This is a genomic window from Streptomyces sp. E-08 (assembly GCF_049913095.1).
Taxonomy (GTDB): Bacteria; Actinomycetota; Actinomycetes; order Streptomycetales; family Streptomycetaceae; genus Streptomyces.
In genome coordinates this window covers 7,331,461-7,349,167 of sequence record NZ_CP183971.1, presented here as the reverse complement: position 1 = coordinate 7,349,167, position 17,707 = coordinate 7,331,461, and the positions used below count along the sequence as shown (strand labels likewise).

Here is a 17,707-nt window from a genome sequence, read left to right as displayed (position 1 = left end):
GGTGACGCTCCTTGCTGTGTCGGGTGCGGTGGTACGGGTCAGGCCTGGGCGTCGCGCAGCCGGCCGAGGGCCTGCTCGGGGGTGCCGTGGGCGAGGATCATCGCGTGCACCCAGCGCTCGACGCCGAAGGCGACGCAGGCGCTGTACGCGGGGCCTTCCGAGCCGGCGCGGATGTCGAGGCGCTCGCCGAAGAAGTTGCGGTGCCGGTTGACGGAGGCGATGGCCGTGCCGTCGGGGGCGCTGAACTCGTGCTTGACGGGGTCGAGCGCCATCAGGCGGGCCCGGGAGCCGCCCTTGTCGTAGAAGGGGTCGTCGGCCACGGCCCGGGACAGGTCGAGGCCGAGGCGCCCGGCCAGCTCCTGGACGAACTCGGCGCCCTGTTCCAGATGTTCGAGCGCGCCCTGCTTGGTGCCGAGGTAGAGGACCTCGCGCATGTGGAAGCCCCACAGGCGGCGCAGTCCGTCGTAGTGGGTCTCGTTGCGGAAGCAGCGGCCGGCCGCGGAGAGCCGCAGTCCGCCCTCGCCGACGTCCCGGCCCTCCAGGGAGAGCAGCAGGCCGTAGCAGGTGGCGGACGGCAGGAGGTAGCCGGTGGGCCGGAGCGGAAGGTCGCCCGGCGTCTCCCCGGCCGCGAGGCCGTCGAGGGCGTCGGGTGCGAACCGTCCGGCGGAGACGCCGAGATGCGGGAAGTTCCGGAAGAAGTCGAGCCGCGCGAGGCTCTCCACGGAGAGCAGCGGCGGGCCGACGACCTCGGGGGCGGAGAGCCGCGCGGCCAGGCCGGTGAGGAGATCGTCCAGGCCGTGGAGCAGGGCGGTGCGGACCGGGTCCAGTGTGATCAGGCCCGGGCCGGGGCTCTTCAGGCCGCCGTCCGGCAGGACGGTGGTGCCGGGTGCGCTCGTGGAGACGGGCGTGTTCATGGAATCGCTCCCTCTGGGCGTGGGCGAACAGTCAAGGCGTGGGGTCCTCGTCGACCACGGCACGCGAAGAAGCCGCCTGATGCTCCATCAGGGACCGGACTGCGCATGGGGACCCTAAGCCAGCTCGCCGATGGTTGTCTAGACCAAAGCCGCCGCGCCAAAGGGGCGAAAACCAGCCCATCGGGTCCTTGACTCCCCATATCGCGGGGGCACTTGACAGAAGTGCTGGTCTAAACCAATTCTTCTGAACGACGTGGCCGCCTGACCTCCGGCCACCGCATCTGGAGGGACCCATGACGACACCCGCTCCCCACCGCCCCGCGCGCCGCCCCCGTCTGCACCGGGCGGCGTCGGACCTGCCGTACTTCAGCGCGGACGGCGAGTCGTACCTCGCCCAGACCACCCTGCGGGAGCTGAAGAAGTCGCGGCCGCTGCGGGTGCTGTCCGAGGAGGACTTCGCCCACTGGCAGACGTACGGCTACGTCGTCGTCCGCGAGGCGATCCCCGCCGAGGCCGCACGGCGCCTGCTCGACTTCACCTGGGACTTCCAGGGCCTCGACCCCGACCGGCCGGACAGCTGGTACGAGGACCGGCCGTTCCGTTCCGAACTGGACCAGCAGCTGCACGTGTACGGCTTCGTGGAGGCGTACCACCACCAGCTGCTCTGGGACAGCCGCCAGGCCCAGCGGGTCTACGACGCCTTCGTGGACGTGTGGGACTGCGAGGAGCTGTGGGTCACCCAGGACCGCCTCAACCTCAACCCGCCCAACGTGCGCAACCGCGACCGCGCCCTGATCGAACCCACCGACCGGGGCTTCGACATCGAGCTGCACTGGGACATCGACACCACGCTCGGCGTGCCCCCGCAGCGGGTCCAGGGCATCATCGCGCTCAACGAGACGCGCCCGGAGTCCGGCGGCTTCCAGTGCTGCCCGGAGCTCTTCCGGCGGTTCGAGGAGTGGAAGCCCGGCCAGCCGGCCGACCGCGACCCCCTCCGCCCCGCCGTGGACCGGACCGAGTTCCCCGTCGTCCGCCCCGACCTGCGCCCCGGCGACCTGCTGATCTGGAACGGCCTCCTCGCCCACGGCGTGGCGCGCAACACCTCGGCGGACCAGGTGCGGGCGGTGCAGTACCTGTCGATGATGCCGGCCCTGGAGGAGCACGCGAAGCTGCGGAAGTCCCGGGTCGAGTCCTGGCGGCACCTGCGCACCCCGCGCTGGAACCGCACCCTCGTCGGCGACCCCGTCCTGCACGAGTCCAAGCGCTACCCCACGGCCACCCTGAACGAGCTCGGCAGCCGCCTCCTCGGACTCGACTCCTGGCACGGCACGGAGGCGCACGCGGAACCGGGCGCGGCAGCGGGGACGGGCGCGGAAGCGGAGTCGGGCGCGGAAGCGGGGCCCGGCGCGGAAGCAGGGCCGGGCGCGGACGAGGAGTCGGCGTGCGCCGTGTCTGTCTGACCCTGCCCACCCACCGTGCCTGCCCCGAGACGATCCGGGCGGTGGCGGCGGAAGCCGCCCACGGCGCGCGCCACTTCCGCGCCGAGGTCCACCTCCTGATCCTGGACTCCTCCGACGCCCCGGTCCTCGCCGAACACCGGCGCACGGTGGCCGCGCTGCCCCCGGTGCCCGGCGTGGTCGTCCACCACCTCGACGAGGCCGCGCAGCGGACCTTCCTGCGCGAGGTGATCGCCCGCTCCGGCGCCGCCGAGCCGGAGCGCCTGCTCGGCCTCATGCTGCCGTCCCGCGTGTCCTACGGCGCCTGCACCAACCGCGCCTTCCTGTTCGCGGAGGCGCTCGGCTGCGCGTCCGTGCACCGCAGGGACTCCGACAGCCGCTACCAGCACCTGGACGGGGAGCCGGTCTTCCCCCTCCACCACGAGCTCACGGCCCTGGGCCGGCCGGCCGCCGAGGTCGCGGGGCTCGTGTCCCGCAGCCGGCTCGACCCCGCGTGCGCCCACCGGCCGGTGGCCCTGGTCGGCGGCTCGTTCGTCGGCGAGATGTCCGTGGACGTCGCGGAGATCCGCCGGCTCGACCCCCTCGTGTACGAGGACGTCATCGGCCTGTCCGTACCGGACGGCTATCCGGAGATCTGGCGCGCGAACCTGATCGCCGAGTCGTTCCGCGGCGCCGGTACCGCCGCGTTCGCCGGCGACCTGACGACGCTCACCACCGTCAGCCCCACGCGCGTCGACATGTGCAACGTCGCCCTGGCGCGCGAGGTGTACGGCCGGGTGCCGCTGCCGCCCGCCACGGACACCATCGGCAGTGACTACTTCCTCCTCCACCTGGTCCACGACGCCCGGCTGCCCGGCGTGCTGCACAACCGGCACATCGTCAACTTCCATACCGGTGAGCGGCGTTCAGACCGGGGCTTCCTCGCGTACCAGCTGCGGTTCGCGAAGTTCCTGCTGTCGACCCCGCACCTCCACTCCGTGTACGCCGGGACGTCGGCGGCCGGCGCCGCACTGCTCGACACCGCCGGCGCCCTCCGGGCCTCCGTCGTCGCCGGGCTGGTCCGGGAGAGCACACGGCTCGACCCGGTGGAGAACGCCGAGCGCCTCGACGTCGTCGACCGCTCGTACCGCAAGCTCGGCGGCCGCTACGCCGAGGCCGCCGACTTCCTCGCCGCCCACCGGGAGCGACTCGTCGACGAAGTCCGGGAGGACATGGCGGAGTTCGCCGTCCTGATCGACGCCTGGGCGGCCGTGGTCCGAGCGAGCGCGGACCACGGGATGTCCTCGAAGGACGTCGCATGACGACGACGGAGCCGGAGACCGCGGGGCCGGAGACGACGAGGACCGGGGCGGTGAAGTCCGGGACGGTGAAGGCGTCCACCGTCACCGTCCGCTACACGGGCGGTGAGGAGCGCCGGGGCCCCGTCACGATGGGCCAGGCCAACATGATCCGCTGCATGCTGCGGGACGAGCCCGAGCACATCAACATCCACGCCGTGTGGCCGGTGCCCGGCGGAACCCGGACGGAGTCCGTGATCGACGCCCTGCGCGCCCTGGTGGTGCGGCACGAGGCGCTGCGCACGACCTTCCCGCACGCGCCGGGCGAAGCTCCGCGCGAGCAGGTCGTCGCGGCCGAGGGCGCGTTCACGGTCACGGTCCTCGACCACGAGGTCCTCCCCCGCGAGGCCGCCGGCCACGCCGACTCCGTGGCCTGCGCGAACCGCGTCGACCGCTTCCGTCTGGACCGGGACTTCGGGCTCCGGATCTCGCTCGTCGCCCTGGACGGGGCACCGGTGTTCGTCGCCCTGGCGGCGAGCCACGCCGTGACCGACATCAGCGCCCTCTCCGTCCTGGAGGAGGACTGGCTCGGCCTGCTCGCGGGCCGGACGCTCCCCGAGGTGACGGCCTTCACCCCGCTCGACCTCGCCGCCGTGGAGGCGACGCCGGGCGGGCTCCGGAGGTCGGAGGCGTCCCTGCGGCACTGGGAGCGGATCATCCGCACCGGGCCCCAGGCGATGTTCGCGGAGCCGGGCGCCGTGGGCACCGAGGTCGAGGCGGAGCAGCTGACGCTCCGCTCGCTGCGCGGCGCGCAGGCGCTCGCCCGGGTGGCGGAGCGCACGGGCGGCCTGCCCTCCACGGTGCTGCTCACGGCCTGGTGCGCGCTCGTCGCCCACCGTACGGGCCAGTCCACGTGCGTCGCCGCCGTCCCGACCTCCAACCGGTTCCTGCCCCGGCTGGCGCGCTCGGTGAACACCGTGTCCCAGGACGCGCTGCTCTCGCTCGACGTGTCGGTGCCGTCCTTCGACGCGCTGCTGCGCAAGACGTGGGGAGCGGCGCTCAACGCCTACCGGCACAGCCAGTTCGACGCGGTCCGCCTCTGGGACATGATCGACGCCGTCACCCACGAGCGGGGCAGCCGCTTCGCCCGCGACGTCGTCTTCAACGACGTCAGCACGCTCCCGGCCGGCCCGTCCGCGGGCGACGCCGAAGGGCCCGCACTCGACGTGGTCCGGGGGCCGGTCCAGGTGCTGCCGACCCGCGTGCTGACCTTCGTCCACGAGACGGCGCCGCTGCTCCGGCTCGGCCTGTGGGTCGATCCCGCGCTGTTCGCACCGGACGAGGCCGAGGGCTTCCTCGTCGGCCTGGTACGGCTCCTGGAGGCGGCCGCGACCGAGGACGTGCCCCTGGCGGCACTCACCGGGGTCACGGGCGTCCGGCCGGTCGAGCGCGGCGCGGGGTGGAACCGGGTGGACGGCTCGTGGGTGTCGCCGTCCGAGGTGGCGGACGTGCTGAGCGGGGCCCTGGGCGGCGTACCCGCGCATGTCGCGGAAGGCGCGACGGCGGAGGACGGCCTCACGGCCTTCCTCGCGTGCGGCGACTCCCCGCTCACTCCGGAGGGGGCGCACGCGGCGCTGATGGACGCCCTCCCGGGCCGTCCGGGAGTGCTGGCACCGCGCCGGTACGTGATCGTGCGGGACGCGCCGGCGGAGGCGGACCGGACCAGTGCGTGGCTCCGGCAGCGGATTCTCAGGGAAGGGGCCGGCCGGGACCGGCGCAGGTGACATGACGACCGATGACATGACCGTGGAAAGGGAGCAGAACTCCCTTCCGAGCCCGTGGCGTTCGCATCGCTTCCGGCTGTTCTTCGCCGCCCGCAGCACCTCACTCCTCGCCGACGGCATGCTGATGGTCTCGCTGACCACCGCCGTGCTCGGCGCGGGGTACGGGGCGGCGGGCGTGGGCTACGCGCTGGCCGCCTGGATGGCGCCGATCGTCCTGCTCGTGCTGTTCGGCGGCGTGCTCGCCGACCGGTTCACCCCGCAGGTGATGATGGTCGGCGCCGACGTGGTGCGGATGGTGGCCATGCTGGCGCTCGCGGTGCTCCTCGCCGTCGGCGACATGCGGCTGTGGCACATGATGGCGCTGCTCGCGCTCAGCGGCACCGCGACCGCCATGTTCCAGCCGGGTCTCGCGAGCCTGGTGCCGCGGGTCGCCGAGGACATCCAGCGGGCCAACGCGCTGCTGCGCATCTCCGAGTCGATCTGCACCCTGCTGGGCCCGGGTCTCTCCGGCCTGCTCGTGGCGTACTGGGACGTCGCCGGGTCCTTCGTGGTCATCGCGGCCTTCTACGCGTGCAGCGCGCTCGGCCTGGCGCCGCTGCGGAAGCTCGGTACGGCCCGGGACGAGAGCGACGAACCGATCCTGCGGCGCCTGGCCACCGGGTGGCACGAGTTCCGGTCCCGTTCGTGGCTGTGGGGTGTCATCGCCGTGTGGGCGGTCTACGGCCTGTTCGTCTTCGGTCCGGCGCTGCCGCTCGGCGCGGCGCTGCTCACCGAGCAGCACGGCGCGAGCGGGTACGGCTGGATCGCGTCCGCCGACGGCGCCGGGACGATCGTCGGCGGATTGCTGGGCATGCGGGTCCGGCCGCGCCGCCCGCTCGTCGCGGGCGCGTGCGCGATGTTCTTCTTCTCGCTCAACCCCCTGGCGCCCGCGCTCGGGTGGTCGTTCACCGTCACGGCGCTCACCGGTGTCGTGGCCGGCTGCGGGTTCGCGTTCTGGGGCGTCATGTGGGCGACGAGCGTGCAGTCGCACATCCCGCTGGCCGTGCTGAGCCGCGTCTCCGCGTACGACGTGGCCGGTTCGATCATGGTCATTCCGCTGGGTCGCGCCCTGTCCGGGCCGGCCGCCGAGAGCGTGGGCGCCGACCGGGTCCTGCTCTTCTCCTCGGTCATGGGCCTCGTGCTGATCGCCGTCATGCTCTCGGTCCCGGCCGTCCGCGCCCTGCGCCGGGCGCCGGAAGGGCCCGACGACCGTCTCAGGCAGGCGTGAGGGCCATCGCCAGGGCCACCACCGCGAGCAGTGCGAGGTACGCGCACGCGTGGACGCGGTCCGGGATCCGGGGCGGGCGGCGGCGCAGGACGGCGATGACGGGAAGGGCGCCGAGGAGCAGTGCCCCCGCCGCGCACGGGTCGACCAGGCCGACCAGCCCGGTGCCGGCCGCCGTGGCGGCCGGGGGCGGGGAACCGGCGAGGGAGACCGCGACGGCCGGGAGCGCGACGGCGAGGGTGAGGGGGTTGGCCAGCGCGGTCGCCACCCGCATGGGGTGACCGGCCCGGCGCATCGCGGGGACGGTCATCACGCTGCCGCCGACGCCGAGGAACGCGGCCACCGCTCCGATCGGGGCTCCGGCGGTGGCGGGCAGCGGCCTCGGGACCCCGGCGGGCTCGGTGCCCGGCCGGGTCGCGGTGCGGAGGAAGCCGGGCCGGAGCAGCAGGTCGAGAGCGGTCAGGGCGATGTACGCGACGAACGCCCAGCGGGCCAGGTCCGGCGGGGCGAAGCGGGTCGCGTACGCCCCGGCGCAGGCGCCCGCCGCGAGGAGCGGCAGCAGGGCGCCGGTGCCGCGCAGGGCGAGGAGCACGGGCCGCGGGGTGACGGCGGTGGCGAAGGCGGCGCTCACGACCATCACCAGGGCCGAGGTGGCGGTGGCCACCGGGAGGGCGGCCGGGCCGAGGGCGGCGTCCGCCCACACCACGACCGGAACGGCCACGAACCCGCCGCCGAACCCGAACAGCACCGTCGTCGCTCCGGTGAGGAGCCCGATCGTCATCAGCGTCACCACGTCCATGGGGTCAAGACCACCAGGTGGAGCGGGGTTCCCGCATGCGATGGTCGGCAGCGTTCTTTCGCGTCTCGGCCAGTACGGTGGCCCGGTGAGGAACATCCCGCTGGACGACGTCGACCACCTCGACCGGGCCGTCCTGCCGATCGGCACCGACTATCCGGCCGGGCACGTCCTGGAGTGGCACCAGCACCGGCGGGCGCAGTTCCTCTACGGGGCGACCGGCGTGATGGTCGTCGACACCGCCGACGGCACGTGGACGGTGCCGCCCGAGCGGGCCGTCCTGATCCCGGCCGCGACCCCGCACCGGGTCCGGATGCTGGGCGTGAGCACGTGCAGCCTGTACGTGGAGCCCGGCGCCGTCCCGTGGTGGCCGGCGCGCTGCACGGTCGTGGACGTGCCCCCGCTGCTGCGGGAACTGCTGCTCGCCGCCGTCGGGTTCGAGCCCGAGTACAGCCTGTCGGGGCGGGAAGGGGCGATCGCCACCCTGCTGCTGCACGAGATCGCCGCGCGTTCCCCGCTCCCCTTCCACGTCGGGATCCCCGCCTCCGGGGACCTCGCGGCGCTGTGCCGGGAGTACCTGGCCGCCCCGGACGCGACGGTCACCAACACCGACTGGGCGGCCAGGACCGCCCTGAGCGAGCGGGCGTTCACCCGGCGCTTCCGGACGGAGACGGGCGAGAGTCCCGCCGTCTGGCGGTCCCGCGCGCGTCTCCTCGCGGCCGTGCCCCTGCTCCGGACCGCGTCGGTGAGCGCGGTCTCGGGCCGTCTGGGGTACGCCTCCCCGGCCGCGTTCACCGCGGCCTTCACGCGGTCGTTCGGCATGCCGCCGTCCCGCTTCACGACGGAGCGTCTCGCGGCGAGCGGGGGCTGAGCGCCCCGGCGCCGCGCTCAGCGGTTCAACGGGTCAACGGGTCAACGGGTCAACGGGTCACCGTCCACTTCTGGTTGGCGCCGCCGGAGCAGCTCCAGATCTGCAGGCGGGTCCCGTTGGCGGAGCTGTTGCCCGTGGCGTCCAGGCACTTGCCGGACTGCGGGTTCACGATGTCCCGCGCGGAGCCGGTGGTCCAGCGCTGGGCTCCCGTGCCGTTGCAGTCCCACAGCTGGACGGGGGTGCCGTCGGCGGTGCCCGCGGAGGTGACGTCGAGGCACTTGCCGAGGGCGCGGACGGTGCCGTCGGCCGCGAGGGTCCACTGCTGGGCGGCGGTGCCGTTGCAGTCGTAGAGCTGGACGGCGGTGCCGTTCGCGGGGTTCGCGCCGGCCACGTCGACGCACTTGCCGCCGATGCCCGTGACGGGTCCCGCGCCGGAGGGGCTGTCGGCGGTGGTGACGCGGACGTGGTCGACGACGAGCTGCTGCGGGAGGGCGGTCGAGCCGTCGGGGTCGCCGGGCCAGTAGCCGCCGACGGCGAGGTTGAGGATGAGGAAGAAGGGCTTGTCGAAGACCCAGGTCCGGCCGCCGAGGTCGGCGGGCGTGCGGGTCTGGTAGACCGTCCCGTCCACGGACCAGGTGATCCGGCCGGGAGACCAGTCGACGGCGAAGGTGTGGAAGGCGTCGGCGAAGGCCTGTCCGCCGGGCAGGGTGTGGGCGGCGCCGATGCCGCCGGAGCCGGAGTAGCCGGGGCCGTGCAGGGTGCCGTGGACGGTGGAGGGTTCGAAGCCGACGTTCTCCATGACGTCGATCTCGCCCGAGTTCGGCCAGCCGACCTGGCCGATGTCGTCACCGAGCATCCAGAAGGCGGGCCACATGCCCTGGCCGCGCGGCACCTTCATGCGGGCTTCGACGTGCCCGTACCGCGTGGTGAACCTCCCGGCGGTGTTGAGGCGGGCGGAGGTGTACTCGCAGCGGCCGTACCAGCAGGAGTAGTTGCCCGGGTTCTCCTTGCGGGCGGTGATCACCAGGTGGCCCTGTCCGTCGAGCGCGGCGTTGGCGGTGCCGGCCGTGTAGTACTGGCGCTCGTGGTTGCTGACGTTGTCGCCGGTCTCGGTCTGCCAGCGCGTGCCGTCCACGGCGGATCCCGCGGGTCCGTCGAAGTCGTCGGAGAAGGTGACGGCGGCCGTGGCGGCGGCGGGCCGGAGCGCTTCCGGGGGCCCGGCGGCCGGGCCGGGCGCCGCGACGGCGAGGGCGAGGGCCGCCACGGCGGTGGACAGGGGGCGCAGTCGTGAGCGGGAGGAGGTCATGGCTGTCTCTTCCGTCGGCTGTGGGGGGTACGGCGGGACGACGCGCTTCACCGCCTCCATGATTTAAGGAGTGAAGGAAGGGGGCGTCAAGAGGTGCGACGCCCCCTTCGACTCCGCGCGGTTCAGCGGGGGTTGCCCGCGTGGGTGAGGGTCTCCCAGGCCGTGAAGAGGTTGTCGGTCCCGGCCGGACGGCGGGCCTCGGTGAGCTTCTGCGTGTTCGTCATCGCGTATCCCAGGCGGCCGTTCAGGGCGTTGAAGCCGACCTCGGTGACGGGTCCGAGGTGGTCCTTGAGCGTGCCCCCGCACAGCCAGGAGGGGACGGGCTCGCCGAGCTCGTACTTCGCCTGGAGTCCGAGGGCGTGGCGCAGCCGGTCGGCGACCTCGGGATAGAGGTCCTGCCCCTGGATGCGGCTGGTCTCGGCGATGTGGGCGATCGCGGACAGGCCGTAGCCGGTGTGGGTGAGGTCGCGGCAGGTCTCCTGGGTGAGCCCGTCGACGAAGGTGGTCTGACCCTGCCAGTACCGGACGAGCTCGTCGCGGGTGTCGAGTCCGCTGCCCGGCGCGGCCTTCGGCAGGGCGCCGTCGCTCGCGAGGTAGATGTACGCGGGGACGCGACCGCGGAACTTCGCGACGGCCTTGTCGTACGCGGCGCGGTCCTCCAGGAAGACGGCGATGCCGAGGGCGGCCTCGGTCATGCTCAGCTCCCAGTTGCCGTTGGACTGGGAGCCGCCCGCCACCTCGGGGAGGTAGACGGTGCGGAGCATGGTCCTGAAGCGGTCGACGCGGGCCTGCGGCCAGCCGGTGTAGGTGTACCGGATGATCTCGGCGGCCCGCGGCCAGGAGGAGCCGGCCCAGCCCGTCTGGAGGGGCGCGTTGGAGTTGGTGTGGTCGGTGATCACGCCGGACCAGGCGTCCATGATCTCGATCGCCTTCTCGGCGTACCGGCTGTCGCGCGTGACGTACCAGGCCAGGGAGAGGGTGTACGCGGCGAGGGCGTCCTCGCGTTCGTCGGTGCAGCCGTTGTTCGGGTTCGAGTACGAGCCGCACTCGACGACCGCGCGGGGCTTCGGGGTCCGGGTGAGCGAGGCGTACCTGCTCGCCTTCATCTGGTCGAAGGCGCCCTTCCAGGGCTGCGCGCCCGCGGTGACCTTCTCCCGGGTGAAGTCGAGCTGTCCCCGGGAGACGAGGACGCCGGGGTGGACGAACGCGGTCGGGGCGGCCTCGGCGCGGCCGCCCGCGGGGACGGCGACCAGCGTGGCCAGGAGGCCGGTGAGGAGCAGGGGAGCGGTGAACCATCGAGTCATGGAGTTACCCCTTCTTCATGGATGTGAACGGGGGACGGTCATCGAAGGTGGAACCTAAAGGTCTGCACCAGACCCGTCAAGAAGGCCCGTTCAAGCCGAACGCACACGAAGAAGCGTCACCGGCACCCGCACACGAGGCCCATCCGTTCATGTCCATGAATCGACTGGAGACGGCTGCGGCGGCCCGTGTCGTGGGGGCGGGCCCGGCTTCCGTACGATTCCCCCCGTTGCCACTCATACGTCTGAAGGAGATCCTCATGGCCCAGGTCACGCTGAAGGGCAGCCCCGTGCAGGTCAACGGCGCTCTGCCGGCCCCCGGTAGCCAGGCCCCCGAGTTCACGCTCGTCGCCGAGGGGCTGGCGGACAAGACGCTCAAGGACTTCGCCGGCCTGCGCAAGGTCCTCAACATCTTCCCGAGCGTCGACACGCCGACGTGCGCCTCCTCGGTCCGCGCCTTCAACGAGAAGGCCGGGCAGCTGGACAACACGGTCGTCCTCTGCATCTCCGCCGACCTGCCCTTCGCCCAGGCCCGCTTCTGCGGCGCCGAGGGCCTCGAGAACGTCAAGAACCTCTCGACGCTCCGCGGCCGCGAGTTCCACACCAACTACGGCGTGGAGATCGCGGACGGCCCGCTGGCCGGCCTGACCGCCCGCGCCGTCGTCGTCCTCGACGAGAACGACACGGTGCTGCACGCGCAGCTCGTGGGCGAGATCGCCGACGAGCCGAGCTACGACGAGGCGCTCGCCGTCCTGAAGTAGTCCTCAGCGAAGCGGGACACAGTCGAGGAGCCCTCCACCGGCATCGGTGGAGGGCTCCTTCGCGTGTCCCGTGCTCAGGCACAGCCCGGGCAGAGTCCCCGGTACGTCACGTCCGCCTTCGACACCGTGAAGCCGAAGCGCTCCTCCGGCGGCAGGACGGCGAGCGGGTCCCCCTCCGGGCGGACGTCGCGGATGATGCCGCAGTTCGAGCAGACCAGGTGCTGGTGCGGGTGGTGCGCGTTCGGGTCGTAGCGCTTGGCCCGCCCGTCCGTGGAGAGCTCCACGACCTCCCCCAGGGCGACCAGCTCGCCCAGGGTGTTGTAGACCGTGGCCCGCGCGATCTCCGGCAGCCGCTCCACCGCGCGGGCGTGGACCTCGTCCGCCGTGAGGTGCACGTGGTCCCCGGCCAGGACCTCCGCGACCACCCGGCGCTGGGACGTCATCCGCCAGCCACGCGCGCGCAGGCGCTCCAGCAGGTCACTCATGTCTCACCTCATCGGCATCGGCAAACTTGGCGTGGTTCTTGACTTGGACTAGGTCCATCGTAGGATCGGTTTCGAAGATGGCCAAGGGACAGGAAGATTCCAGCACGGCGGGGAGAACCACACGTGGGACTCGCGCCAGGCCCGTCCGCCGAACGCACTTCCTAGAGCACTGTGATCCGCCAGGTCCGGAGGGATTCCGATGTCTGAGAACCACGAAGCAATCGTCGCCGACGCGAAGGCGGAGGGCGCGGGCGGTTGCCCCGTCGCGCACGGGCGCGCCGCACACCCCACCCAGAGCGGTGGCAACAGCCAGTGGTGGCCGAACCGGCTGAACCTGAAGATCCTCGCCAAGAACCCCGCGGTGGCCAACCCGCTGGGTGAGGACTTCGACTACGCGCAGGCCTTCGAGGGCCTCGACCTGTCCGCCGTGAAGCAGGACATCGCCGAGGTCCTGACCACCTCGCAGGACTGGTGGCCCGCCGACTTCGGCCACTACGGCCCGTTCATGATCCGCATGGCCTGGCACAGCGCCGGCACCTACCGCATCAGCGACGGCCGCGGCGGCGCCGGCGCCGGCCAGCAGCGCTTCGCGCCGCTGAACAGCTGGCCGGACAACGGCAACCTGGACAAGGCCCGCCGTCTGCTGTGGCCGGTGAAGAAGAAGTACGGCCAGAACATCTCCTGGGCCGACCTCATGATCCTCGCGGGCAACGTCGCCCTGGAGTCGATGGGCTTCGAGACCTTCGGCTTCGCCGGTGGCCGCGCCGACGTGTGGGAGCCCGACGAGGACGTCTACTGGGGCCCGGAGACCACCTGGCTCGGCGACGAGCGCTACACCGGCGACCGCGAGCTGGAGAACCCGCTCGGCGCGGTGCAGATGGGTCTGATCTACGTCAACCCGGAGGGCCCGAACGCCAACCCGGACCCGATCGCCGCGGCCCGCGACATCCGCGAGACCTTCGGCCGGATGGCGATGAACGACGAGGAGACCGTCGCCCTCATCGCGGGCGGCCACACCTTCGGCAAGACCCACGGCGCCGGCCCGGCCGACCACGTGGGCGCCGACCCGGAGGCCGCCTCGCTGGAGGAGCAGGGCTTCGGCTGGAAGAGCACCTTCCGCACCGGCAAGGGCCCGGACGCCATCACCAGCGGTCTGGAGGTCACCTGGACCACCACGCCGACCCAGTGGGGCAACGGCTTCTTCAAGAACCTCTTCGAGTACGAGTACGAGCTGACCAAGAGCCCGGCGGGCGCCCACCAGTGGGTCGCCAAGAACGCCGAGGCGATCATCCCGGACGCGTACGACCCGGAGAAGAAGCACCTCCCGACGATGCTCACCACCGACCTGTCGCTGCGCTTCGACCCGGTCTACGAGCAGATCTCGCGCCGCTTCTACGAGAACCCGGCCGACTTCGCGGACGCCTTCGCCCGCGCCTGGTTCAAGCTCACCCACCGTGACATGGGCCCGGTCGTGCGCTACCTCGGCTCCGAGGTCCCGTCCGAGGAGCTCCTCTGGCAGGACCCGCTGCCGGCCCGCACCGGCGAGCTCGTCGACGCCGCGGACATCGCCTCCCTCAAGGAGAAGATCCTCGGCTCCGACCTCACGGTCACCCAGCTGGTCTCCGCCGCCTGGGCCGCCGCCGCCTCCTTCCGCGGCAGCGACAAGCGCGGTGGCGCCAACGGCGGCCGCGTCCGCCTGGAGCCGCAGCGCAACTGGGAGGTCAACAACCCGGACGAGCTGGCGCAGGTACTGCGCGTCCTGGAGGGCGTCCAGGAGTCCTTCAACTCCGCGCAGACCGGGGGCAAGCAGGTCTCCCTCGCCGACCTCGTCGTCCTCGCGGGCGTCGCGGCGGTCGAGAAGGCGGCCGCCGACGCCGGCCACGCCGTCGAGGTGCCGTTCACCCCGGGCCGCGTGGACGCCGCCCAGGAGCAGACGGACGTCGAGTCCTTCGCCGCCCTGGAGCCGGCCGCGGACGGCTTCCGCAACTACCTCGGCAAGGGCAACCGCCTCCCCGCCGAGTACCTGCTCATCGACCGGGCGAACCTGCTCACCCTGAGCGCGCCCGAGCTGACGGTCCTCGTCGGCGGCCTGCGCGTCCTCGGCGTCACGCAGCCGCAGACCTCGCTCGGTGTCCTCACCGAGACGCCCGGCCGTCTGACGAACGACTTCTTCGCCAACCTGCTCGACCTGGGCACGGAGTGGAAGTCCACCTCCGAGGACCAGACCACGTTCGAGGGCCGTGACACCGCCACCGGCGCGGTCAAGTGGACGGGCAGCCGCGCCGACCTGGTCTTCGGCTCCAACAGCGAGCTGCGCGCGCTGGCCGAGGTCTACGCGAGCGACGACGCGAAGGCGAAGTTCGTGAAGGACTTCGTGTCTGCGTGGGACAAGGTCATGAACCTGGACCGGTTCGACATCGCCTGATCCTCACCGCACGCCGGGGCCGGCCCGGGTGGCTCCACGCCACCCGGGCCGGCCCTTCGCGTACCGGAGCCCTTACCGACACCCTTCCCCTGTCTCCTTTCTGACACCACATGAGACAACCCACGGCTGTCCGTCACCGTCCTCACGAGACGAGAGGGGCACCGCGGAAGCCGGAAGACCGGCCTCCTCCCGGTGCCCCGACGAGACCGATCGTGAGGAAGACCGCTTTGATACGTGTCACACACGGCGTGACCACCGCCGTGGCGTTACTCGCCCTGACGGCGGCGTCGCCCTGGCCGGCGTCCGCACAGCCCTCACCCGGATCACCGACGGCGGCGGCCCCGGTAAGCCGGTCCGGTGGCCTCGCCCTCCCGGAGGGCTGGAAGGTCACGGGGGCCGGGGCGGGCGCACGGCTCGTCTGGACGTCGCCCGAGCCCATACCCGTGGGCGACGCCCGGGTCGAGTTCCACGCCGGCGACCGACTGCTCGGCCGCCCGCTCGCCCAGCCGGACGGACGCTCCTTCGCCCTCCCCCTCGGGGACGTCCGGCTCGAAGAGGGCACACAGCTGCGGGTGACGGCCGGCGGACGACGCCTCGACACCCCGGGACGCGCCGGCGCCGCCACCGAGCGCCCCCTCTCCCCCGCCCCCGTACCGCCGGCCCCGCTGCCCGCGAACCGGGTCGACCCGGGAGTGCCCGGCCCGTACCGGACCGTCGGCGGCGAGTACGCCCTGCGATCCGTACGGCTGCCGGGCTTCCCGCAGCCCGTCGAGATGCGCGCCACGGTCGTCGGGCCGGCCGGTGCGCCGGGGAAGCGCCCGGTGGCCCTGTTCCTGCACGGCCGCCACGCCACCTGCTACACCCCGGGCACGGAGGACGTCCGGATGACCTGGCCGTGCCCGGCCGGCACCCGGCCGATACCCAGCGAGCAGGGCTACCTGCGGGCACAGCGACTCCTGGCCTCCCAGGGGTACGTGACGGTGTCCATCGCCGCGAACGGCGTCAACGGGCAGGACGAGAACGCCGAGGACGGCGGCGCCCAGGCCCGCTCCTCCCTGGTCCGGCTGCACCTCGCCCGCTGGGCGGACTGGGCCGCGCACCGGGCCTCCGCCCCGGCGGCCGTGCGGAAGACCGCGCCCGCCGACCTCTCACGGGTGCTCCTCGTCGGGCACTCCCGGGGAGGCGAGGGCGTCAACCGGGCCGCGGTCGACAGCCTGAACCCGCCGCCGGCCGCCCAGGACGGCTACCGGGGCCCCGTGCGGTGGAAGATCCGCGGCAACGTCCTGATCGGTCCCACGGTGTTCGGCCAGAACCCGGCCCCCGACGTGCCCTCCACGGCCATCCTGCCGGGCTGCGACGGCGACGTGTCCGACCTCCAGGGCCAGATCTACGTCGACGGCACCCGCGGCGTCGGCCGGGGCAGCGCCCTGCACAGCGCGGCCTACGTGGTCGGCGCCAACCACAACTTCTTCAACAGCGAGTGGACTCCGGGCCAGGCGAAGGCGCCGGCCACCGACGACTTCTCCTCCGAGGACGGGGTCGACCCGGTCTGCTCCCCCGGCACGGCGACCCGCCTGACGGCGACGCAGCAGCAGGCCGCGGGCGCCGCCTACATCGCGGCCTCCGCCCGGCTGTTCGTCGCGGGCGACGACGCCGTCCGGCCGCTGCTCGACGGCACCGGCCGCCGCGCGCCCTCGGCCGGACCGGCGCGGGTCCTCACCCACGCCGTCGGCGGGAACCGCACCGGGGCCTTCCTGCCGGGCTCCTCGGTCACCGTCTCCGGCGGCGGCCGGCTGTGCGCCCAGGTCGACCCCGACGCCGCCCGCGCCTGCCTGTCGCCCGAGCAGGGCTGGTCGCCGCACTTCGCCTACTGGGAGACCGCTCCCGAGCCGGGCCGTGACGCCGTCGCGATGAAGTGGACGGGCACGGGAGGCCGGGTCACGGTCCGCCCGTCGCGGCCGGTCTCCCTCGCGGGCGCCGGATCCCTGGCCCTGCGCGTGATCGTCCCGCCCAACAGCACCGGCACCGAGCTGGACGTCGCCGTGACCGACGCCTCCGGGCGCCGCGCCGCCCTGGGCCGTACCCGCGTCGACGGACTGCCGGGCAGCCCGCGCACCGCCGCGTACTGGGGCCGCGAGGTCCGCGTGCCGCTGGCCGCCGTGGCTCGGGCGGGCCTCGACCCGAAGCGGATCGCCACGCTCGAACTGACCCCGCGCGGCGGCGCCGGAAGCGCCTGGCTGATGGACGCCTGGGGCTGGCGCCCCGGCACCCCGGCGGCGAACCCCGTGCCGCTCACGCGCGTCGACATCGGCCGCCTGACCGTCGCGGAGGGGAATTCCGGGGTCCGGACCTACCGGGTGCCGGTGACGGTCTCCGGACGGGGCAGCGGGCAGGTCCGCCTGTTCGTGCCCGTGCCCGGCACCGACGAGGTCACGTCCCGCACCGTGACGGTGCGCCCGGGACGCCATGACATCGACGTGCCGGTGCAGGTACGGGGCAACACGCGCTACGGCTACGACGTGCGGCACGACGTGTTCGTCAAGGCGGTGCGCGGCACCGTGGTCGGAGCGCACCGGGGCGGCGTGACCGCGCGCAACGACGACGCCATGCCCACCATGCGCCTGACGCCCGTGGCCGACGACGTGACCGAGGGCTCGGCCCTGAGCTGGCGGCTGACGCTCTCCGCGCCTGCCGACGTCGAGATCGCGGGCGGCATCCTCCTGAAGCCGGTGACCGGCGGTCCGGAGCTCTCCACGGCGGACCTCGACCCGACCTGGGTGGAGACGCAGTTCGGCGAGGTGCCGCAGCCCGCCCGGCCGCTGTCCGGGGTGACCGAGGGCGGCACGAGCCTGTGGCTCTCCGTTCCCGCGGGCGAGACGACCGCACAGGTGACCGTCCCCACCGTGCGGGACGGGGTGGCGGAGCCGACGGAGTCCCTGCGGGCCGCGCCGTTCACGTACGACGAGTCCTGGGAGCCGGTCCTCGGACCGGAGTTCACGGGCCGGGTGAGGGACGCGGCCTGAGCTGATCCCCGCGTCCTCGCGTGGCGCCATGTGGCACCAGCTG

General features: G+C 73.2%; 13 protein-coding genes. 8 read left to right on the top strand and 5 right to left on the bottom strand.

Translation table 11 applies throughout. From position 1 onward, the window contains the following. Positions 1-38 precede the first annotated feature (38 nt). Positions 39-914, bottom strand: coding sequence for a hypothetical protein (locus tag ACN9MM_RS33760; protein ID WP_426367542.1), 876 nt, complete (start codon positions 912-914; stop codon positions 39-41). A 293-nt stretch (positions 915-1,207) separates the two neighbouring features. On the opposite strand from ACN9MM_RS33760, the gene ACN9MM_RS33755 reads away from it, so the two are divergent. The 4 genes from ACN9MM_RS33755 to ACN9MM_RS33740 are packed head-to-tail and all read left to right on the top strand — an operon-like array spanning position 1,208 to position 6,699. Continuing rightward, positions 1,208-2,374, top strand: coding sequence for a phytanoyl-CoA dioxygenase family protein (locus tag ACN9MM_RS33755; RefSeq protein WP_426367541.1), 1,167 nt, complete (start codon positions 1,208-1,210; stop codon positions 2,372-2,374). Continuing rightward, positions 2,356-3,672 carry a DUF6271 family protein gene (locus ACN9MM_RS33750; protein ID WP_426367540.1) on the top strand — a complete coding sequence of 439 codons (1,317 nt, stop codon included), beginning with the start codon at positions 2,356-2,358 and terminating at the stop codon, positions 3,670-3,672. Before ACN9MM_RS33755 ends, ACN9MM_RS33750 begins: the two co-directional genes overlap by 19 nt. Then, complete coding sequence (locus ACN9MM_RS33745; RefSeq protein WP_426367539.1) at positions 3,669-5,432, top strand: condensation domain-containing protein; 1,764 nt, start codon at positions 3,669-3,671, stop codon at positions 5,430-5,432. The genes ACN9MM_RS33750 and ACN9MM_RS33745 overlap by 4 nt, the downstream gene beginning before the upstream one ends. 1 nt (position 5,433) lies before the next feature. Next, positions 5,434-6,699 carry an MFS transporter gene (locus ACN9MM_RS33740; protein WP_426367538.1) on the top strand — a complete coding sequence of 422 codons (1,266 nt, stop codon included), beginning with the start codon at positions 5,434-5,436 and terminating at the stop codon, positions 6,697-6,699. Here ACN9MM_RS33740 and ACN9MM_RS33735 read toward each other — a convergent pair. Continuing rightward, entirely contained in the window at positions 6,686-7,495 is an 810-nt protein-coding gene (locus tag ACN9MM_RS33735) for a sulfite exporter TauE/SafE family protein (protein WP_426367537.1), read from the bottom strand. The two genes, ACN9MM_RS33740 and ACN9MM_RS33735, sit on opposite strands and share 14 nt — an antisense overlap. An 85-nt stretch (positions 7,496-7,580) precedes the next feature. Here ACN9MM_RS33735 and ACN9MM_RS33730 point away from each other — a divergent pair, with 85 nt between their 5' ends. Then, positions 7,581-8,363, top strand: coding sequence for an AraC family transcriptional regulator (locus ACN9MM_RS33730; protein ID WP_426367535.1), 783 nt, complete (start codon positions 7,581-7,583; stop codon positions 8,361-8,363). Between the two features lie 49 nt (positions 8,364-8,412). On the opposite strand, the gene ACN9MM_RS33725 is transcribed toward ACN9MM_RS33730, so the two are convergent. Next, the gene (locus ACN9MM_RS33725; protein WP_426367534.1) at positions 8,413-9,669 is read right to left on the bottom strand and encodes an RICIN domain-containing protein; all 1,257 of its coding nucleotides are present in this window, start codon (positions 9,667-9,669) and stop codon (positions 8,413-8,415) included. A gap of 122 nt (positions 9,670-9,791) precedes the next feature. Continuing rightward, on the bottom strand, positions 9,792-10,973 hold the full coding sequence (locus ACN9MM_RS33720) for an alginate lyase family protein (RefSeq protein WP_426367533.1): 1,182 nt from the start codon (positions 10,971-10,973) through the stop codon (positions 9,792-9,794). Between the two features lie 227 nt (positions 10,974-11,200). On the opposite strand from ACN9MM_RS33720, the gene tpx reads away from it, so the two are divergent. Further along, positions 11,201-11,731: a thiol peroxidase gene (gene tpx / locus ACN9MM_RS33715; protein ID WP_426367532.1), complete on the top strand. Its 531-nt coding sequence runs from the start codon at positions 11,201-11,203 to the stop codon at positions 11,729-11,731. Positions 11,732-11,805: 74 nt separating this feature from the next. On the opposite strand, the gene ACN9MM_RS33710 is transcribed toward tpx, so the two are convergent. Then, positions 11,806-12,216, bottom strand: a complete 411-nt coding sequence (locus ACN9MM_RS33710; protein ID WP_426367531.1) for a Fur family transcriptional regulator — start codon at positions 12,214-12,216, stop codon at positions 11,806-11,808. 199 nt (positions 12,217-12,415) lie between these two features. Between ACN9MM_RS33710 and katG the strand changes: the two genes are divergently transcribed. Beyond that, a complete protein-coding gene (gene katG / locus ACN9MM_RS33705; RefSeq protein WP_426367530.1) occupies positions 12,416-14,641 on the top strand; it encodes a catalase/peroxidase HPI in 2,226 nt (741 codons plus the stop codon). Between the two features lie 227 nt (positions 14,642-14,868). After that, positions 14,869-17,664: a hypothetical protein gene (locus ACN9MM_RS33700; protein WP_426367529.1), complete on the top strand. Its 2,796-nt coding sequence runs from the start codon at positions 14,869-14,871 to the stop codon at positions 17,662-17,664. Positions 17,665-17,707: the final 43 nt, after the last annotated feature.

Excerpts from the sequence above, each read along its gene's own strand:
- ACN9MM_RS33760 (WP_426367542.1), bottom strand. The coding sequence starts at position 914 with ATGAACACGCCCGTCTCCACGAGCGCACCCGGCACCACCGTCCTGCCG.
- ACN9MM_RS33755 (WP_426367541.1), top strand. The coding sequence starts at position 1,208 with ATGACGACACCCGCTCCCCACCGCCCCGCGCGCCGCCCCCGTCTGCAC.
- ACN9MM_RS33745 (WP_426367539.1), top strand. The coding sequence starts at position 3,669 with ATGACGACGACGGAGCCGGAGACCGCGGGGCCGGAGACGACGAGGACC.
- ACN9MM_RS33740 (WP_426367538.1), top strand. The coding sequence starts at position 5,434 with ATGACGACCGATGACATGACCGTGGAAAGGGAGCAGAACTCCCTTCCG.
- ACN9MM_RS33735 (WP_426367537.1), bottom strand. The coding sequence starts at position 7,495 with ATGGACGTGGTGACGCTGATGACGATCGGGCTCCTCACCGGAGCGACG.
- ACN9MM_RS33725 (WP_426367534.1), bottom strand. The coding sequence starts at position 9,669 with ATGACCTCCTCCCGCTCACGACTGCGCCCCCTGTCCACCGCCGTGGCG.
- ACN9MM_RS33720 (WP_426367533.1), bottom strand. The coding sequence starts at position 10,973 with ATGACTCGATGGTTCACCGCTCCCCTGCTCCTCACCGGCCTCCTGGCC.
- ACN9MM_RS33710 (WP_426367531.1), bottom strand. The coding sequence starts at position 12,216 with ATGAGTGACCTGCTGGAGCGCCTGCGCGCGCGTGGCTGGCGGATGACG.
- katG (WP_426367530.1), top strand. The coding sequence starts at position 12,416 with ATGTCTGAGAACCACGAAGCAATCGTCGCCGACGCGAAGGCGGAGGGC.